14 protein-coding genes and 3 tRNA genes are annotated in these 12,609 nt (G+C 70.5%); 12 read left to right on the forward strand and 5 right to left on the reverse strand.

What is annotated here, in order from left to right; genetic code table 11:
- Positions 1–80: 80 nt before the first annotated feature.
- From FHR33_RS33570 to FHR33_RS33580, 3 genes are all read left to right on the forward strand, one after another.
- Positions 81–152 (forward strand) — tRNA-Gln (locus tag FHR33_RS33570).
- A 138-nt stretch (positions 153–290) separates the two neighbouring features.
- Positions 291–366: transfer RNA gene (locus tag FHR33_RS33575), tRNA-Glu, on the forward strand.
- A 17-nt stretch (positions 367–383) separates the two neighbouring features.
- A tRNA-Glu gene (locus FHR33_RS33580) sits at positions 384–456 on the forward strand.
- Positions 457–503: 47 nt separating this feature from the next.
- Here FHR33_RS33580 and FHR33_RS33585 read toward each other — a convergent pair.
- Entirely contained in the window at positions 504–1,349 is an 846-nt protein-coding gene (locus FHR33_RS33585) for a LysR family transcriptional regulator (RefSeq protein WP_183656354.1), read from the reverse strand.
- 70 nt (positions 1,350–1,419) lie between these two features.
- Here FHR33_RS33585 and FHR33_RS33590 point away from each other — a divergent pair, with 70 nt between their 5' ends.
- A complete protein-coding gene (locus tag FHR33_RS33590) occupies positions 1,420–2,118 on the forward strand; it encodes a CTP synthase C-terminal region-related (seleno)protein (RefSeq protein ID WP_246452261.1) in 699 nt (232 codons plus the stop codon).
- 106 nt (positions 2,119–2,224) lie between these two features.
- On the opposite strand, the gene FHR33_RS33595 is transcribed toward FHR33_RS33590, so the two are convergent.
- A complete protein-coding gene (locus FHR33_RS33595) occupies positions 2,225–3,949 on the reverse strand; it encodes a hypothetical protein (RefSeq protein WP_183656360.1) in 1,725 nt (574 codons plus the stop codon).
- Positions 3,950–4,265: 316 nt separating this feature from the next.
- Complete coding sequence (locus FHR33_RS33600; protein WP_183656364.1) at positions 4,266–4,982, reverse strand: IclR family transcriptional regulator; 717 nt, start codon at positions 4,980–4,982, stop codon at positions 4,266–4,268.
- A gap of 64 nt (positions 4,983–5,046) precedes the next feature.
- On the opposite strand from FHR33_RS33600, the gene leuC reads away from it, so the two are divergent.
- The 4 genes from leuC (at position 5,047) to FHR33_RS33620 (ending at position 7,651) form a co-directional block, all read left to right on the forward strand.
- Positions 5,047–6,432 (forward strand): 3-isopropylmalate dehydratase large subunit, encoded by a 1,386-nt coding sequence (leuC, locus tag FHR33_RS33605; RefSeq protein ID WP_183656366.1) that lies wholly within the window; start codon positions 5,047–5,049, stop codon positions 6,430–6,432.
- 12 nt (positions 6,433–6,444) lie between these two features.
- The gene (leuD, locus tag FHR33_RS33610; RefSeq protein WP_183656370.1) at positions 6,445–7,032 is read left to right on the forward strand and encodes a 3-isopropylmalate dehydratase small subunit; all 588 of its coding nucleotides are present in this window, start codon (positions 6,445–6,447) and stop codon (positions 7,030–7,032) included.
- Complete coding sequence (locus FHR33_RS33615; RefSeq protein WP_183656373.1) at positions 7,011–7,232, forward strand: SCO5555 family protein; 222 nt, start codon at positions 7,011–7,013, stop codon at positions 7,230–7,232. Before leuD ends, FHR33_RS33615 begins: the two co-directional genes overlap by 22 nt.
- A 119-nt stretch (positions 7,233–7,351) precedes the next feature.
- A complete protein-coding gene (locus FHR33_RS33620; protein WP_183656376.1) occupies positions 7,352–7,651 on the forward strand; it encodes an HU family DNA-binding protein in 300 nt (99 codons plus the stop codon).
- A gap of 64 nt (positions 7,652–7,715) precedes the next feature.
- On the opposite strand, the gene FHR33_RS33625 is transcribed toward FHR33_RS33620, so the two are convergent.
- The gene (locus FHR33_RS33625) at positions 7,716–7,916 is read right to left on the reverse strand and encodes a hypothetical protein (protein WP_183656379.1); all 201 of its coding nucleotides are present in this window, start codon (positions 7,914–7,916) and stop codon (positions 7,716–7,718) included.
- 56 nt (positions 7,917–7,972) lie between these two features.
- Between FHR33_RS33625 and FHR33_RS33630 the strand changes: the two genes are divergently transcribed.
- Positions 7,973–9,202 (forward strand): MFS transporter, encoded by a 1,230-nt coding sequence (locus FHR33_RS33630; RefSeq protein WP_183656382.1) that lies wholly within the window; start codon positions 7,973–7,975, stop codon positions 9,200–9,202.
- 13 nt (positions 9,203–9,215) lie between these two features.
- Here FHR33_RS33630 and cofC read toward each other — a convergent pair whose 3' ends face one another.
- A complete protein-coding gene (gene cofC / locus FHR33_RS33635; RefSeq protein ID WP_246452262.1) occupies positions 9,216–9,854 on the reverse strand; it encodes a 2-phospho-L-lactate guanylyltransferase in 639 nt (212 codons plus the stop codon).
- A gap of 80 nt (positions 9,855–9,934) precedes the next feature.
- Between cofC and FHR33_RS33640 the strand changes: the two genes are divergently transcribed.
- Genes FHR33_RS33640 through FHR33_RS33650 form a run of 3 tightly spaced genes read left to right on the forward strand, consistent with a single transcriptional unit; the run spans position 9,935 to position 12,599 of the window.
- A complete protein-coding gene (locus FHR33_RS33640) occupies positions 9,935–10,648 on the forward strand; it encodes a lysophospholipid acyltransferase family protein (protein WP_183656388.1) in 714 nt (237 codons plus the stop codon).
- Between the two features lie 5 nt (positions 10,649–10,653).
- A complete protein-coding gene (locus tag FHR33_RS33645) occupies positions 10,654–11,664 on the forward strand; it encodes an NAD(P)H-dependent glycerol-3-phosphate dehydrogenase (protein ID WP_183656390.1) in 1,011 nt (336 codons plus the stop codon).
- Positions 11,661–12,599, forward strand: coding sequence for a PLP-dependent transferase (locus FHR33_RS33650; protein ID WP_312895836.1), 939 nt, complete (start codon positions 11,661–11,663; stop codon positions 12,597–12,599). Before FHR33_RS33645 ends, FHR33_RS33650 begins: the two co-directional genes overlap by 4 nt.
- The last annotated feature ends 10 nt before the right edge of the window (positions 12,600–12,609 follow it).

Here is a 12,609-nt window from a genome sequence, read left to right on the forward strand (position 1 = left end):
TCGTTTTGGTCTTGTCCCCCTACCTGGGCTATTCTTTCGGAGTCGCCAGCGAACGGGCCTCGCAAGAGGGTCGTGGCCGGTGGGGTATGGTGTAATTGGCAACACGACTGATTCTGGTTCAGTTATTCTAGGTTCGAGTCCTGGTACCCCAGCTCTGCAACGGATGTCCGATCATCGGGCATCCGTTTTTGCTTTTCCGGGCTGGTTCCGTGAGTTTGGTTGTGCTCCTCGAGGTGCGGTAGAGTTACATCCGTTGCCGGGGAGGCCCCCGGCACATCGCTTGTGGACAGGGTCCCGTCGTCTAGTGGCCCAGGACGCCGCCCTCTCAAGGCGGTAGCGCCGGTTCGAATCCGGTCGGGACTACCACTGTCACAAGCTGCTTCGGTCCCGTCGTCTAGTGGCCCAGGACGCCGCCCTCTCAAGGCGGTAGCGCCGGTTCGAATCCGGTCGGGACTACACCGAAGAAAAAAGCCCGGCCGCTCACGCGGCCGGGCTTTTTCCTTTCAGCGCCGCAGGTTCTCGGCCACCCGCTCGGCGTGGCCGGCCAGCGTGCCGTGCAGCAGTTCGATCCTGTGCACGACCCGAGGCGCGACCAGCGGCACCGCCGCAGGCGAGGCGGCGCCCGCGGGCAGCAGGGTCAGGCCGTGCCCGGCCGCCACCAGGCGCAGCACGGTGTGGAGGTCGTCGCCCGTGTAGGTCATGCCGATCCTGAAGCCGTCTCCCGCGATGTCGCGCAGCCGTTCCACGGGACACAGCGGGGTCTGCAGCCAGAGCGCGTCCACGAGATCGGCCAGCCGCAGCCCTGCGCGACCCGCCAGAGGATGACCTTCCTGCAGGGCGACGACGAGGTCCTGCTCGCCGACGCCGATCGTGGACAACGGGCCCACGTCGGGCAGCCGCAACGGGTCGCTCGGGGCGGCGATGCCGTCGACCAGGCCCAGGTCCGCCTCGCCCGAGGCGACCACGGCGGCCACGTCGTCGCGACTGGTGGCCCTGATCGTGAGCTCCCCGCGGGGTGGTCTCGCCAGCCGTACGGCCAGGTTCTCGGTGAGGGCGAGCGGGGAGGCGGCGAGGGTGAGCCTGGGGGAGGGGGCGGCCGCCGCGCGCAGGACGTCGGCGCGCGCCGCCCCCAGGCGCAGCAGCAGCGGCTCGGCGTGCTCCAGCAGCCTGGCGCCCGCCGGTGTGGGCTCCACCGGGCGGCGGCGCAGCAGCGCCAGCCCGAGATCGGCCTCCAGCGCGGCGATCTGCTGGGAGACGGCCGACTGGGTGTACCCGAGTTCCTCGGCGGCGGCCGAGAACGATCCGCGGTGGGCGACCGTCACGAAGGTCCTGAGCAGATGGGGGTCCATCAGCAATGCTTATCAGAGCAGCAGCGATTATCGTTGGCGCTTAACTCGGCGGACCCGCAGGATGGCTGGCATGAGACTCGCCCTGGTCGGGGACCGTTCCGCCACCGTCCGCTCCCATGTCCGCGTGCCGCTACTGCTGGAGGCGCTGCGCGAACGTGAAGGACTCACTCTTGACGCCTACTGGATCCCCACCGAGCAGGTGGACGATCTGCGGGGCTTCGACGGCATCTGGCTGCTGCCCGGCAGCCCCTATCGCAGCGAGGACGGCGCGTTGCGGGCGGTCAGGACCGCCCGCGAGCACGCCATCCCGTTCCTGGGCACCTGCGGCGGCTTCCAGCACGCGATGCTGGAGTACGCCCGCCACGTCTGCGATCTGGACGTCGCCCACGCGGAGAACGAGCCCGACGCCGAGCGCGACCTTCTGCTCGCGCCGCTGACCTGCTCGCTGGTGGGTCACGAGGGCGAGGTACGGCTCGCGCCTGGCTCGCTGGTCGGCCAGGCCCTCGGCGCCGAGCGCGCGATCGAGCGCTACCACTGCTCGTTCGGCCTCAACGCGGCCTATCTGCCCACGCTGGAGGAGGGCGGGCTGCGCTTCACCGCGCACGACGAGGACGGGGAAGTACGCGCCGCCGAGCTGCCCGGACACCCGTTCTTCCTGGCCACGCTCTTCCAGCCGGAGCTGTCGGGAGACGGCACCAGGCCGCACCCGATCATCGCCGCCTTCGCCCGCGCGGTCTCCGCCGGTGTCCTCACCGCAGGCAGGCCGTAGCCCTCCAGGGCTTCGGGCGAATCCCGAGCCGTGAAGGACCCCACAGCCGGCCATGAGCCGCTCCCCGCGGCTCTCGGGGTGGGGGTCCTTCGGGTGGCCGTCGGGATCAGGCGGTCGAGCGGGCCTTGAACAGGGCGCGCTTGGCCGCCTTCGCCACGTTCTTGTCGGGGTGGACCTGCGAGATCAGCTCCAGCAGCTCCTCCACGTGCGCGTGCGGGATCTTCCAGATCACCTCGAGCAGGTTGTTGAGCAGGTCAGGCCCTATGTCGCGCAGGCTACTGACGAACTCCGAACGCCCCAGGCCCGCGGAGATCGTCCACATGTCGAGAATGAGCCAGTGGGTGTCGTCCTGGGTGGGCTCGGGCGCGTCCTCCACCTCCAGCTGCGTGAGGTGCGTGGCGGCGTACGGCCGCAGCGACGGCTCCTTCAGCGCGGACTGCCAGGCGGGGACGGCGGCCTCGCCCAGCGTGCCGACCACGCTCGCGGCCTGCACCCTGATCAGCGCGTCGGTGTCGTCCTCCGCCGCAGCCTCGAGCAGCTCACGGGCCGCCTCGGCGGGCTCACGCAGCTCCATCCAGGCGGCGAACTCGGCGTCCGCCTCGTCCTCGGGCAGCTCGGCGCTGAAGGCCAGCAGCTCGAGGGCGGTCATCGCGTCGATCGCAGGACGGGCGTCGAGCTCGATGTCGGAGTCGTCGACCAGGTGCACCACGCCCTCGGTACCGAGGGCCGTCAGCGCGACCTCGTCGCCGTTGACGGTCACCATGCCGTAGCCGACCAGCCAGTCGAGCACCGGCGCCAGCGGGTCGCCGTAGTGGTCGCGGGCCTCGTTCCACGCGTCGGCGCCGAGCTCGTCGAGGTCGGCGGCGGCCTCGGCCAGCTCCTCGCGCAGCTCGCCCAGGTTGCGCGAGCCGCCGCCGATCAGCAGGCGGACCAGCAGCGCGCGGGTGAGACCGACGAGCGTCATCGTGAGGTCGTCGTCCTCGAGCTCGGGGTCGCCGTAGTCGATCGAGTTGAGGCCGAGCATCCAGGCGTCGAGCACGTCCTCGTCGTCGTCGAAGGGCCACTCGGAGGTGTCGTCGTCGACGCCGACGGTGCCGGCGCCCTCGGGTTCGAGGAACTCAAGGTCGACGGCGAGGTTCCAGATGTTCCACAGCTGCGGGACGGCGGCGGACAGCGGGCCGTCGGTCTGCGGCTTGGGCAGGCCGATGACGCCGAGCGCCTCCTCGACCTCGGCGTCGGACAGCAGGCTGTCCTCGCCGACCTCGCGCGCGTCGCCGACCCATACGGCCAGGTCACGAGCCTTGGCGATCAGCGGCACCGCACGCGCGGCCGCGGCCAGCTCCGCGTCGGGACGCAGCCTGATCGTGGGCAGATCGGCCAGCTCGTCGGCGAGAGCCTCGAAGTCGCCGAGGTCGCCGCCCTCTTCACGCACGTCGTCGTCGCCCACGTCGTCGATGAGATCCTCCATGGCCTCGACGAAGTCGTCCTCGAGTTCGTCGAGTTCGTCGAGCAGATCGTCGAGGGAGTCGGACGGTTCGACCAGCTTGCCGGTGTCCGACAGGAAGGTCAGGTAGGCGCGGACGGCGCCGATGGTTCCATCGGCCGCTTCGTCGGGATCCTCCACGACCTTGGGCATGCGCTCGAGCAGCACGGGCCGCAGGTCGGCGCGCCGCCAGCGGCGGACGTCGTCGGAGGCGGCGAGCCTGTGCCACAGCGCCGCCGGGCCGACCAGGTCGGGGTCGCTGCCTGGGGCGTGTTCCCGGGCCCACACGATGAACTCTTCGAGCAGGGGACGCAGCTCAGCGGCGGCTACCTCGATGCGATCTGTCACGCACTCAGGCTAGTGCGCCCTGGCTGCGGTCGGCCCCCGAAATGCCCCTAGCGCCGATCACGAAAAGTCGTGACATGGGGGGATGGTGCGTGTGGGAGCGCGTTCAAAGCCGACCGAACCCCTGCCGCGGGCGTCCCGCGTCTCCCTGCCGACGCGCCCGAAGGAGGCGGGGCTGTGACGCAGGCGAGGGCGAGGGGGAGGGGGAGGAAGGCGGGTGAGGAACGGCCGGAGTCCGACGCCCGCCCTCGCTGCTCGCCCGGCGTGTCTTCGGAGCCGGGGGCGAAGGCGGGCCTGGGGGATCACGGAAGAGGAAGGTTCAGTTGGCGCGGCGCATGGCCTCGGTGATGCGCTCGGCCGCGGCCATCACGGGAACGGCGTGCAGCCGTCCGGGCGTGCGCGTCAGGCGCTCGATCGGTCCGGAGACCGAGACGGCCGCGATCACCTTGCCGCCCGTACCCCTTATGGCGGCGGAGACGCTGGCCACCCCCTGCTCGCGCTCTCCCACGCTGTGGGCCCATCCGCGCCGCCGTACCGAGGCGAGCGTGGCGGCGGTGAACTTGGCCCCGCGCAACCCCCTGTGCAGGCGGTCGGGCTCCTCCCATGCCAGCAGGATCTGCGCCGCCGAACCTGCCGTCATGGGCAGCGCCGAACCAACGGGGACGGTGTCGCGCAGGCCGCTGGAGCGCTCGGCGGCGGCGACACAGACCCGTTCGTCACCCTGGCGGCGGTACAGCTGCGCGCTTTCTCCCGTCAGATCCCTGAGCTGGGTCAACACAGGAGCGGCGACGGCGAGCAGCCGGTCCTCGCCCGCCGCCGTGGACAACTCCGAAAGCCTCGGGCCGAGGACGAATCGCCCCTGCGTGTCACGCGAGACGATCCTGTGGTGCTCCAGCGCGACCGCGAGCCGGTGGGCGGTCGGGCGGGCCAGTCCTGTGGCCTGAACCAACTGGGCGAGGGAGGCCGGACCTGCTTCGAGGGCATTGAGCACGAGAACGGCCTTGTCCAGTACGCCGACTCCGCTAGAGTTGTCCATACACCGATACTGCCGTCTCGACATATGAGAAGGCAAGTCGGGGCAAAGTCTCAAGGAGGAGATCATGGGCCGCACACTCGCGGAGAAGGTCTGGGAGCAGCACGTCGTGCGCCGCGCCGAGGGCGAACCCGACCTGCTCTTCATCGACCTGCACCTCATTCACGAGGTGACCAGCCCGCAGGCCTTCGACGGCCTGCGCATGGCAGGGCGCAAGGTGCGGCGGCCCGATCTCACCATCGCCACCGAGGACCACAACGTCCCGACGGTGCTCGGCCCAATCTCCGACCCCGTCTCCAAGACGCAGGTCGAGACGCTGCGCAAGAACGCGGCCGAGTTCGGCGTCAGGCTGCATCCGATGGGCGACGCCGGTCAGGGCGTGGTGCACATCATCGGCCCGCAGTTCGGCCTGACCCAGCCGGGCATGACCATCGTCTGTGGCGATTCTCACACCTCCACGCACGGCGCCTTCGGCGGCATCGCGTTCGGCATCGGCACCTCCGAGGTGGAGCACGTGCTGGCCACCCAGACGCTGCCCGCCTACCGGCCGAAGACGATGGCGATCGAGGTCTCGGGCGAGCTGCCCCTGGGCGTCACCGCCAAGGACCTGATCCTGGCGATCATCGCGAAGATCGGCACCGGCGGCGGCCAGGGCTACATCGTCGAGTACCGCGGCGAGGCCGTCCGCAAGCTCTCCATGGAGGGCAGGATGACGGTCTGCAACATGTCGATCGAGGCGGGCGCGAGGGCAGGCATGATCGCGCCGGACGAGACGACGTTCGAGTACCTGAAAGGCCGTCCGCACGCGCCCGAGGGCGAGGCGTGGGACCAGGCGGTGGAGTACTGGCGCTCGCTCAGGACCGACGACGACGCCGTCTTCGACAAGGTCGTCGAGATCGACGCCTCGACGCTGACCCCGTTCGTCACGTGGGGCACCAACCCGGGGCAGGGCCTGCCGCTGGACGCCGCCGTGCCCGAGCCCTCCTCGTTCGACGACCCCACCGAGCGGGCCGCGGCCGAGCGGGCGCTGGAGTACATGGGGCTGACCGCGGGCACGCCGCTGCGCGAGATCGAGGTCGACACCGTCTTCGTCGGCTCCTGCACCAACGGCCGCCTCGAGGACCTGAGGGCCGCCGCCGACATCCTGCGCGGACGGCAGGTCAGGACCAGGACGCTCATCGTCCCCGGCTCGATGCTGGTCAAGCTGCAGGCCGAGAAGGAGGGCCTCGACGAGGTCTTCACTGCCGCGGGCGCGGAGTGGAGGCAGGCGGGCTGCTCGATGTGCCTGGGCATGAACCCCGACACCCTCGCGCCGGGCGAGCGCAGCGCCTCGACCTCCAACCGCAACTTCGAGGGCCGTCAGGGCAAGGGCGGGCGCACCCACCTGGTCTCTCCCGCCGTCGCCGCCGCCACCGCCGTCACCGGCAAGCTGACCGCCCCCGCCGACCTGTAAGGACCGCTGATCATGGACGCTTTCACCACCCACACCGGTACGGCGGTGCCGCTGCGCCGCAGCAACGTCGACACCGACCAGATCATCCCCGCCGTCTGGCTCAAGCAGGTCAGCCGCACCGGGTTCGAGAAGGGCCTGTTCTCCGCCTGGCGCGAGGACCCGGCCTTCGTCCTGAACGACCCGTCCTACGAGGGCGCCAGCATCCTGGTCTCCGGCCCCGACTTCGGCACCGGCTCCTCGCGCGAGCACGCCGTGTGGGCCCTCCAGCAGTACGGCTTCCGCGTCGTGATCGCCGCCAGGTTCGGCGACATCTTCCGCAACAACTCCACCAAGATGGGCCTGCTGCCCGTCATCCTGCCCGCCGAGAAGGTCGAGGCGCTGCAGGCCGCCGTCGAGGCGGATCCGAAGCTGGCCGTCACCGTCGACCTGGGCGAACGCCAGGTGCGCTGGGCGGGCGAGAGCGTCGGCTTCGAGATCGACGACTACACCCGCTGGCGCCTGATGGAGGGCCTCGACGACATCGGCCTGACCCTGCGTCACGCCGACGACATCACCACGTACGAGAATGGTCGGCAGCCATGGCTGCCGACGACCGTCTAGAAGACGACGAACTGGCGCGGCGGTTGCGCGAAGCGCACCGCCGCGTCCGCATGCTCCCCGCCGCCGACCGAGAACGCTTTTCCCGCAGATATCTGGCGATCTGTGATCTCGCCAAGCGTGATCCGGACCGGGCGGCGACCCGGCTGGAGACCTTCCTTACCGATCTGACCAGCGATTTCGACACGCCGGACGCCCAATAAAACCGCCAGGGTGATTGAGTTCACAGGCGGTCCCGCTTTAGATTCAACCCGTAAGGGGTTTCTCGACCGTTGGACTCGTCTGCTGGAACCCCGAGCCGTAACAGGGGGAGCGAAACCTAATGAACAAGCGGGAACTCGTCGACGCCATCGCGGACCGGGTGGGCGACAAGAAGACGGCCACCGAGGCCGTGAACGCCATTCTCGAGGCCATCCAGAAGGCCGTGGCGGCCGGTGACAAGGTCTCGATCACGGGCTTCGGCGCGTTCGAGATGGTTCACAAGCCGGCGCGCACCGCAAGGAACCCGTCAACCGGCGCGGAGATCAAGGTCGCCGAGAGCTGGGGGCCCAAGTTCCGTCCGGGCTCCGACTTCAAGGAGCTGGTGAACGTCAGCGGCAAGAAGTCCGCGAAGAAGAAGTAGCCGCAGCGCGACCGCGCCCGGACACCTTTCATGGGTCCGGGCGCTTGTCGTTTTCCTGACGTGATCAGGGCAGCGGAAACGTCGACAGCGTGACGAAGGTGATGTCGTCCCCCGCAAGGACGAGGTTGACCCGCTGGCCCGTCCGCAGCAGCCGCAGCGGGCCGGCGTCGAACGCGCGCGTGCCGAATTCCAGCACGCTTCCGTCGTCGAGGAACACCGACCCCGATCGGGTCACCGGATCGAAACTCCGCACTGTCGCCTGCACGAACCCAGCGTAAATGGTTTGACCGCCGAGAAGGAGGCGGGTGAGGATCACGGGTCGTGCCGACGAAACAGAGCATCTGGCGGAACACCGCCTTCCAGCGGATGGTGGGCGCCGACGCACTCAGTCAGTTCGGCACCCAGGTGACGCTGGTGGCGCTGCCGCTGACCGCGCTGCTGACACTGGAGGCCAGCCCGTTCCAGCTGGGTCTGCTCACCGCCGCCGAGATGGCCGCCTTCCTGCTCATCGGCCTGCCCGCGGGGGTGTGGGCCGACCGGCTGCGCCGCCGTCCGATCCTGGTCGCCGCCGACGCCATGCGCGCCGTGGCGCTGCTCAGCATCCCGCTGGCCGCCTTCGCGGGGGTCCTGTCGCTGGCGCAGCTCTACGTCGTGGCGCTGATCGTCGGCGTGGGCACGGTCTTCTTCGACGTCGCGCACATGAGCTTCGTGCCGTCCATCGTGGACAGGGACGACCTGCCGAGGGGCATCGGCACCATGGAGACGCTGCGCAGCGGGGCGTCGCTGGTGGGCCCCGGGCTCGGCGGCTGGCTGGTGCAGGTACTCACCGCCCCCTTCGCGCTGCTGGCCGACGCGATCACCTACGCCTGCTCCGCGACCGTCCTGGCCACGATCAGGACCGAAGAGCGCCCGGTCCCGCAGGAGCGCAGGAGCCTCAAGGCCGAGGTCGCCGAGGGGCTGAGGTACGTGCTCGGGCACCGCGTGCTGCGCCGCATCGCCATGGTCGGCTCGTTGAACATGCTGGCCAACGGCCTGTGGGCGGTGGTGCAGCCGCTGCTGCTCGTGCGCGAGCTCGACCTCGGCGCCGGCGCCTACGGTCTGATCGTCTCGGCCACGGGTCTGGGCGGCGTGGTCGGCGGCGTGCTGGCGCCGAAGATCGTCGACCGGTACGGCAACGGCGGCGCCATGTACGGCGGAGCGGTCCTCGCCGGGCTCTTCATGCTGGTCGTCGGCTTCACCGGCGAGGGCTGGCAGGTGATCTTCTACCCGGTGGGCATGGCCCTGACGGTCGCCTCCTCGGTCGTGCTCAACGTCGGCCAGGGCAGCTACCGCCAGGCCGTCACCCCCGACCACCTGCGCGGCAGGATGAACGCCAGCATGCGCTTCCTCATGTGGAGCGCGATGCCGGTCGGCGGCATCCTCGGCGGGCTGCTGGCCGAGCAGCTGAGCGTCTGGCAGCTGCTCTGGGTGAGCTGCCTGGCCACCGTCGTGGGGCATCTGCCGTTCATCGTGTCGCCGTGGATCCGCAGGCTTCGCGTCGAGGCGGCCTGACGGCCCTCCCGACCTAGGGAGCGGCGAGCCCGAGCAGCTCCGCCACCGCGGCGGTGTGCGGGCCGAGGCCGAGTCTGATGGCCGCGCGCAGGTCGTCGGGGGTGTCGACGTCGCGCCTGACCGAGTCGATCCCGTCGGGCGTGAGCTCCTTGGCGCCCCCTCCGAGGTGCTTGGCCCTCGACTCGCCGCCGAAGCGAGGCTCGAAGGGCACCCCCGGCCGCACGCCGTAGAAGGTGGTGCCGACCTCCAGGGCGTCGGGCACGAACGACTGGTCGAAGTCGGCCGCCGCCTCCAGCACCCTGCCGAGCTCGGCGGCGCGCAACGCGGGCAGGTCGGCCTGGAGCGCGCCGATCCCGTCGTGTGGCGCCAGCCGTACGGCATGCGCGGCGCCCGCGCGCAGCGCGGTGTTGAGACCGCGGTCAGGGTCGGGGACGACCACGGCCCCCAGGGCCGCCAGCGGGCCCGCGGCGGCGGGGTCGGCGGTCACCACGATGACGCGCGCCACGGCGGGGCAGGCCAGCGCGGCGGAGAGCGTGTCGCTGGCCACCGCGACCGCCAGCGCGGTGCGGTGCGGGCCCGTCGCGGCCGCCAGCCGGGTCTTGGCCGCTACCAGGGTCTTCACCGGGATGACGAGTGACCAGCGGAAGCTCATAGGCTTAAGCATCTCGTCTCGACATCCTGCGCGGCCAACCGGGAGACTTGGGGCGCAAGCCGTCTCTCTTGGAGGAGTTCATGAGCCGCCGCCCCGGCAGACCATCGCGTCCCTGGGAGACCTTCGCCGTCGTGATCGTCAAACCGCTCTCGTGGCTGCTGGTCAAGAAGGACTGGCGCAGGGGCGAGCTCCTCCCGAGGACCGGCGGCATCATCATCGCGACCAATCACCTCTCGTGGGCCGATCCGGTCCTGCTGTCGCACTTCCTCTACAACAACGGGCGCTGGCCGACCATTCTCGCCAAGGCCGCGCTGTTCAGGGTGCCGCTGCTCAAGGTCGCGGTCCGCGCGCTGCAGGCGATCCCCGTCTCGAGGGGCACCAGCGAGGCCGCCAGGTCGCTGGAGATCTCCGAGCAGCGGCTGCGCGCGGGTGGCGCGATCCTGTTCTACCCGGAGGGCACGGTCACCCGTGACCCCGCCCTGTGGCCGATGGTGGGCAAGACGGGCGCGGCCCGCCTGGCCCTGGAGACCGGCACCCCGGTGATCCCCGTCGCGCACTGGGGCGCGCACGAGCTGCTGCCCTACGGCCAGAAGAAACCAAGGCTCCTCCCGCGCAAGACGTTCTCCGTGCGGGTCGGGCCACCAGTCGACCTGTCGAAATACGAAGGGCAGCCGTTGCGAGGGTCCGTGTTGCGTGAGGCGACCGCCGACATCATGGCCGCCATCACCGTTCAGCTTGCCGAAATCAGGGGAGAGAAAGCTCCGGAGACCCCCTACGATCCGGCTGGACGGTGAAGCGGATGACCAAGGCCGCCGTGTTCGGGACCGGATCATGGGGCACGACGTTCGGCATGATCATGGCGAGGGCGGGCGTGGAGACCACGCTGTGGGGCCGCCGCGCCGAGATCGTCGAGGCGATCGACCGCCGCCACGAGAACCCCGACTACCTGCCGGGCGTCACACTGCCCCCCACGATGCGCGCCACGGGTGATCCCGCCCGCGCGCTGGAGGGCGCCGACTTCGTCGTGCTGGCCGTCCCCTCGCAGACGTTGCGGTCCAACCTCACCGCGTGGAAGCCCCACCTGCCGAAGGGCGCGGTGCTCGTCAGCCTGATGAAGGGCATCGAGCTCGGCACGACCAAGCGCATGAGCGAGGTCATCATGGAGGTCGCCGAGGTGCCGCAGGAGCGGGTGGCCGTCGTCTCGGGGCCCAACCTGGTGCCTGAGATCGCCCAGGGCCAGCCCGCGGCGACCGTGGTGTCCTGCCCCGACGAGCGGACCATGGAGCACCTGCAGGAGGCCTGTCACGTGCCGCCGTGGTTCCGCCCCTACACCAACCCCGACGTGGTGGGCGTGGAGCTGGGCGGGGCGGTCAAGAACGTGATCGCGCTGGCGGTCGGCGTCGCCTCGGGCATGGGCATGGGCGACAACGTCGGCGCGATGCTCATGACCCGCGGCCTGGCCGAGATCTCACGCCTGGGGGCGGCGCTCGGCGCCGACCCGCACACGTTCGCCGGCCTGGCGGGCATGGGCGACCTGGTCGCCACCTGCACCTCGCCGCTGTCGCGCAACCGCACCTTCGGCGAGAACCTCGGCAAGGGCATGACGCTGGCCGAGGTCGTCGCGGCCACCAAGCAGACCGCCGAGGGCGTCAAGTCCTGCGAGTCGGTGCTCGAACTGGCCAGGAAGCACGACGTGGAGATGCCGATCACCGAGGTGGTGGTGGGCGTGGTCCACGACGGGATGACCCCGGACGAGGCAGGGGTGCTGCTGATGTCACGCACCCCCAAACCGGAGAGATACGGCGTGTGAGAGAGAACACCAGGTGCGTGCGCGCGCCGGCCGAGGGCCGGTTCGCCGCCGCCGTGGCGGCCCTCGAAGGGGCGGCGGCGCCGGAGAACGTGGCGGGCCAGTCCTACGCCACGGGTGAGGCGGCGCTCGCCGCCGTCCTGCTGTCGTTCCTGCGCGGCGGCACGCACGTGGTCGCCCCCTCGAGGGCGGGCCTCGTCGCCAACGTGCTCGGCAGGTTCGGCGTGAGCGCCGACTTCGTCGACACGGCCGACCTGCCCGCGGTACGGCAGGCCGTCCGCGGCCACACGAAGCTGATCTACGCCGAGACGCTCTCGGACACCGGCGTGGCCGATCTGCGCGGCCTGTACCGCCTGGCCCGCGAGGTCGGCGCGATGCTCGTGGTCGACTCCACCCTCGCCACGCCGATCGTCTGCCGGCCGCTGGAGCACGGCGCCGACCTGGTGCTCCACTCGACCGGCCTCCTGCTCGGCGACCGCGAGGGCGGCGTCGTGGTCGGCAGGCACGACCTCATGCACAGGCTCACCAAGGACCTCGGCGCCCCGCTGTCGCCTGCCGACGAGCCCGCCCTGCTCAGCGCCATGGGGACACTGACGCTGCGGGTCAGGCGCAGGTGCGCGACCGCCATGGAGTTCGCCGCCGCCGTGGCCAAGCATCCGTCGGTCGTCGCCGTCGGCTATCCGGGCCTGCCGCAGGACCCGGGCCACCACCTGGCGCGCCAGCTGTTCGACTCAGGGCCTGAGGGCACCAGGTTCGGCACCCGCGTGATCGTCACGCCACGCGGTGACGCGGACGAGCTGGTCAAGTCGCTGAGGCTGATCGGCGACAGCACATGGGCCGTGAGACAGGGCAAGGCGGTCAGCTTCACGATCGGATTCGAAGACGTCGAAGATCTCGTCGCGGACGTGACACGAGCCCTTGACTCACAAGCAGGGTAGATTCGGGCGT

The sequence above is a fragment of the Nonomuraea dietziae genome (genome assembly GCF_014195505.1).
In the GTDB taxonomy this organism is placed as follows: domain Bacteria; phylum Actinomycetota; class Actinomycetes; order Streptosporangiales; family Streptosporangiaceae; genus Nonomuraea; species Nonomuraea roseola.

What these genes read in the sequence shown, in the direction of transcription:
- FHR33_RS33585 (WP_183656354.1), bottom strand. Translation starts at nt 1,349, where the DNA reads ATGGACCCCCATCTGCTCAGGACCTTCGTGACGGTCGCCCACCGCGGA.
- FHR33_RS33590 (WP_246452261.1), top strand. Translation starts at nt 1,420, where the DNA reads ATGAGACTCGCCCTGGTCGGGGACCGTTCCGCCACCGTCCGCTCCCAT.
- FHR33_RS33600 (WP_183656364.1), bottom strand. Translation starts at nt 4,982, where the DNA reads ATGGACAACTCTAGCGGAGTCGGCGTACTGGACAAGGCCGTTCTCGTG.
- leuC (WP_183656366.1), top strand. Translation starts at nt 5,047, where the DNA reads ATGGGCCGCACACTCGCGGAGAAGGTCTGGGAGCAGCACGTCGTGCGC.
- leuD (WP_183656370.1), top strand. Translation starts at nt 6,445, where the DNA reads ATGGACGCTTTCACCACCCACACCGGTACGGCGGTGCCGCTGCGCCGC.
- FHR33_RS33615 (WP_183656373.1), top strand. Translation starts at nt 7,011, where the DNA reads ATGGCTGCCGACGACCGTCTAGAAGACGACGAACTGGCGCGGCGGTTG.
- FHR33_RS33620 (WP_183656376.1), top strand. Translation starts at nt 7,352, where the DNA reads ATGAACAAGCGGGAACTCGTCGACGCCATCGCGGACCGGGTGGGCGAC.
- cofC (WP_246452262.1), bottom strand. Translation starts at nt 9,854, where the DNA reads ATGAGCTTCCGCTGGTCACTCGTCATCCCGGTGAAGACCCTGGTAGCG.
- FHR33_RS33640 (WP_183656388.1), top strand. Translation starts at nt 9,935, where the DNA reads ATGAGCCGCCGCCCCGGCAGACCATCGCGTCCCTGGGAGACCTTCGCC.
- FHR33_RS33645 (WP_183656390.1), top strand. Translation starts at nt 10,654, where the DNA reads ATGACCAAGGCCGCCGTGTTCGGGACCGGATCATGGGGCACGACGTTC.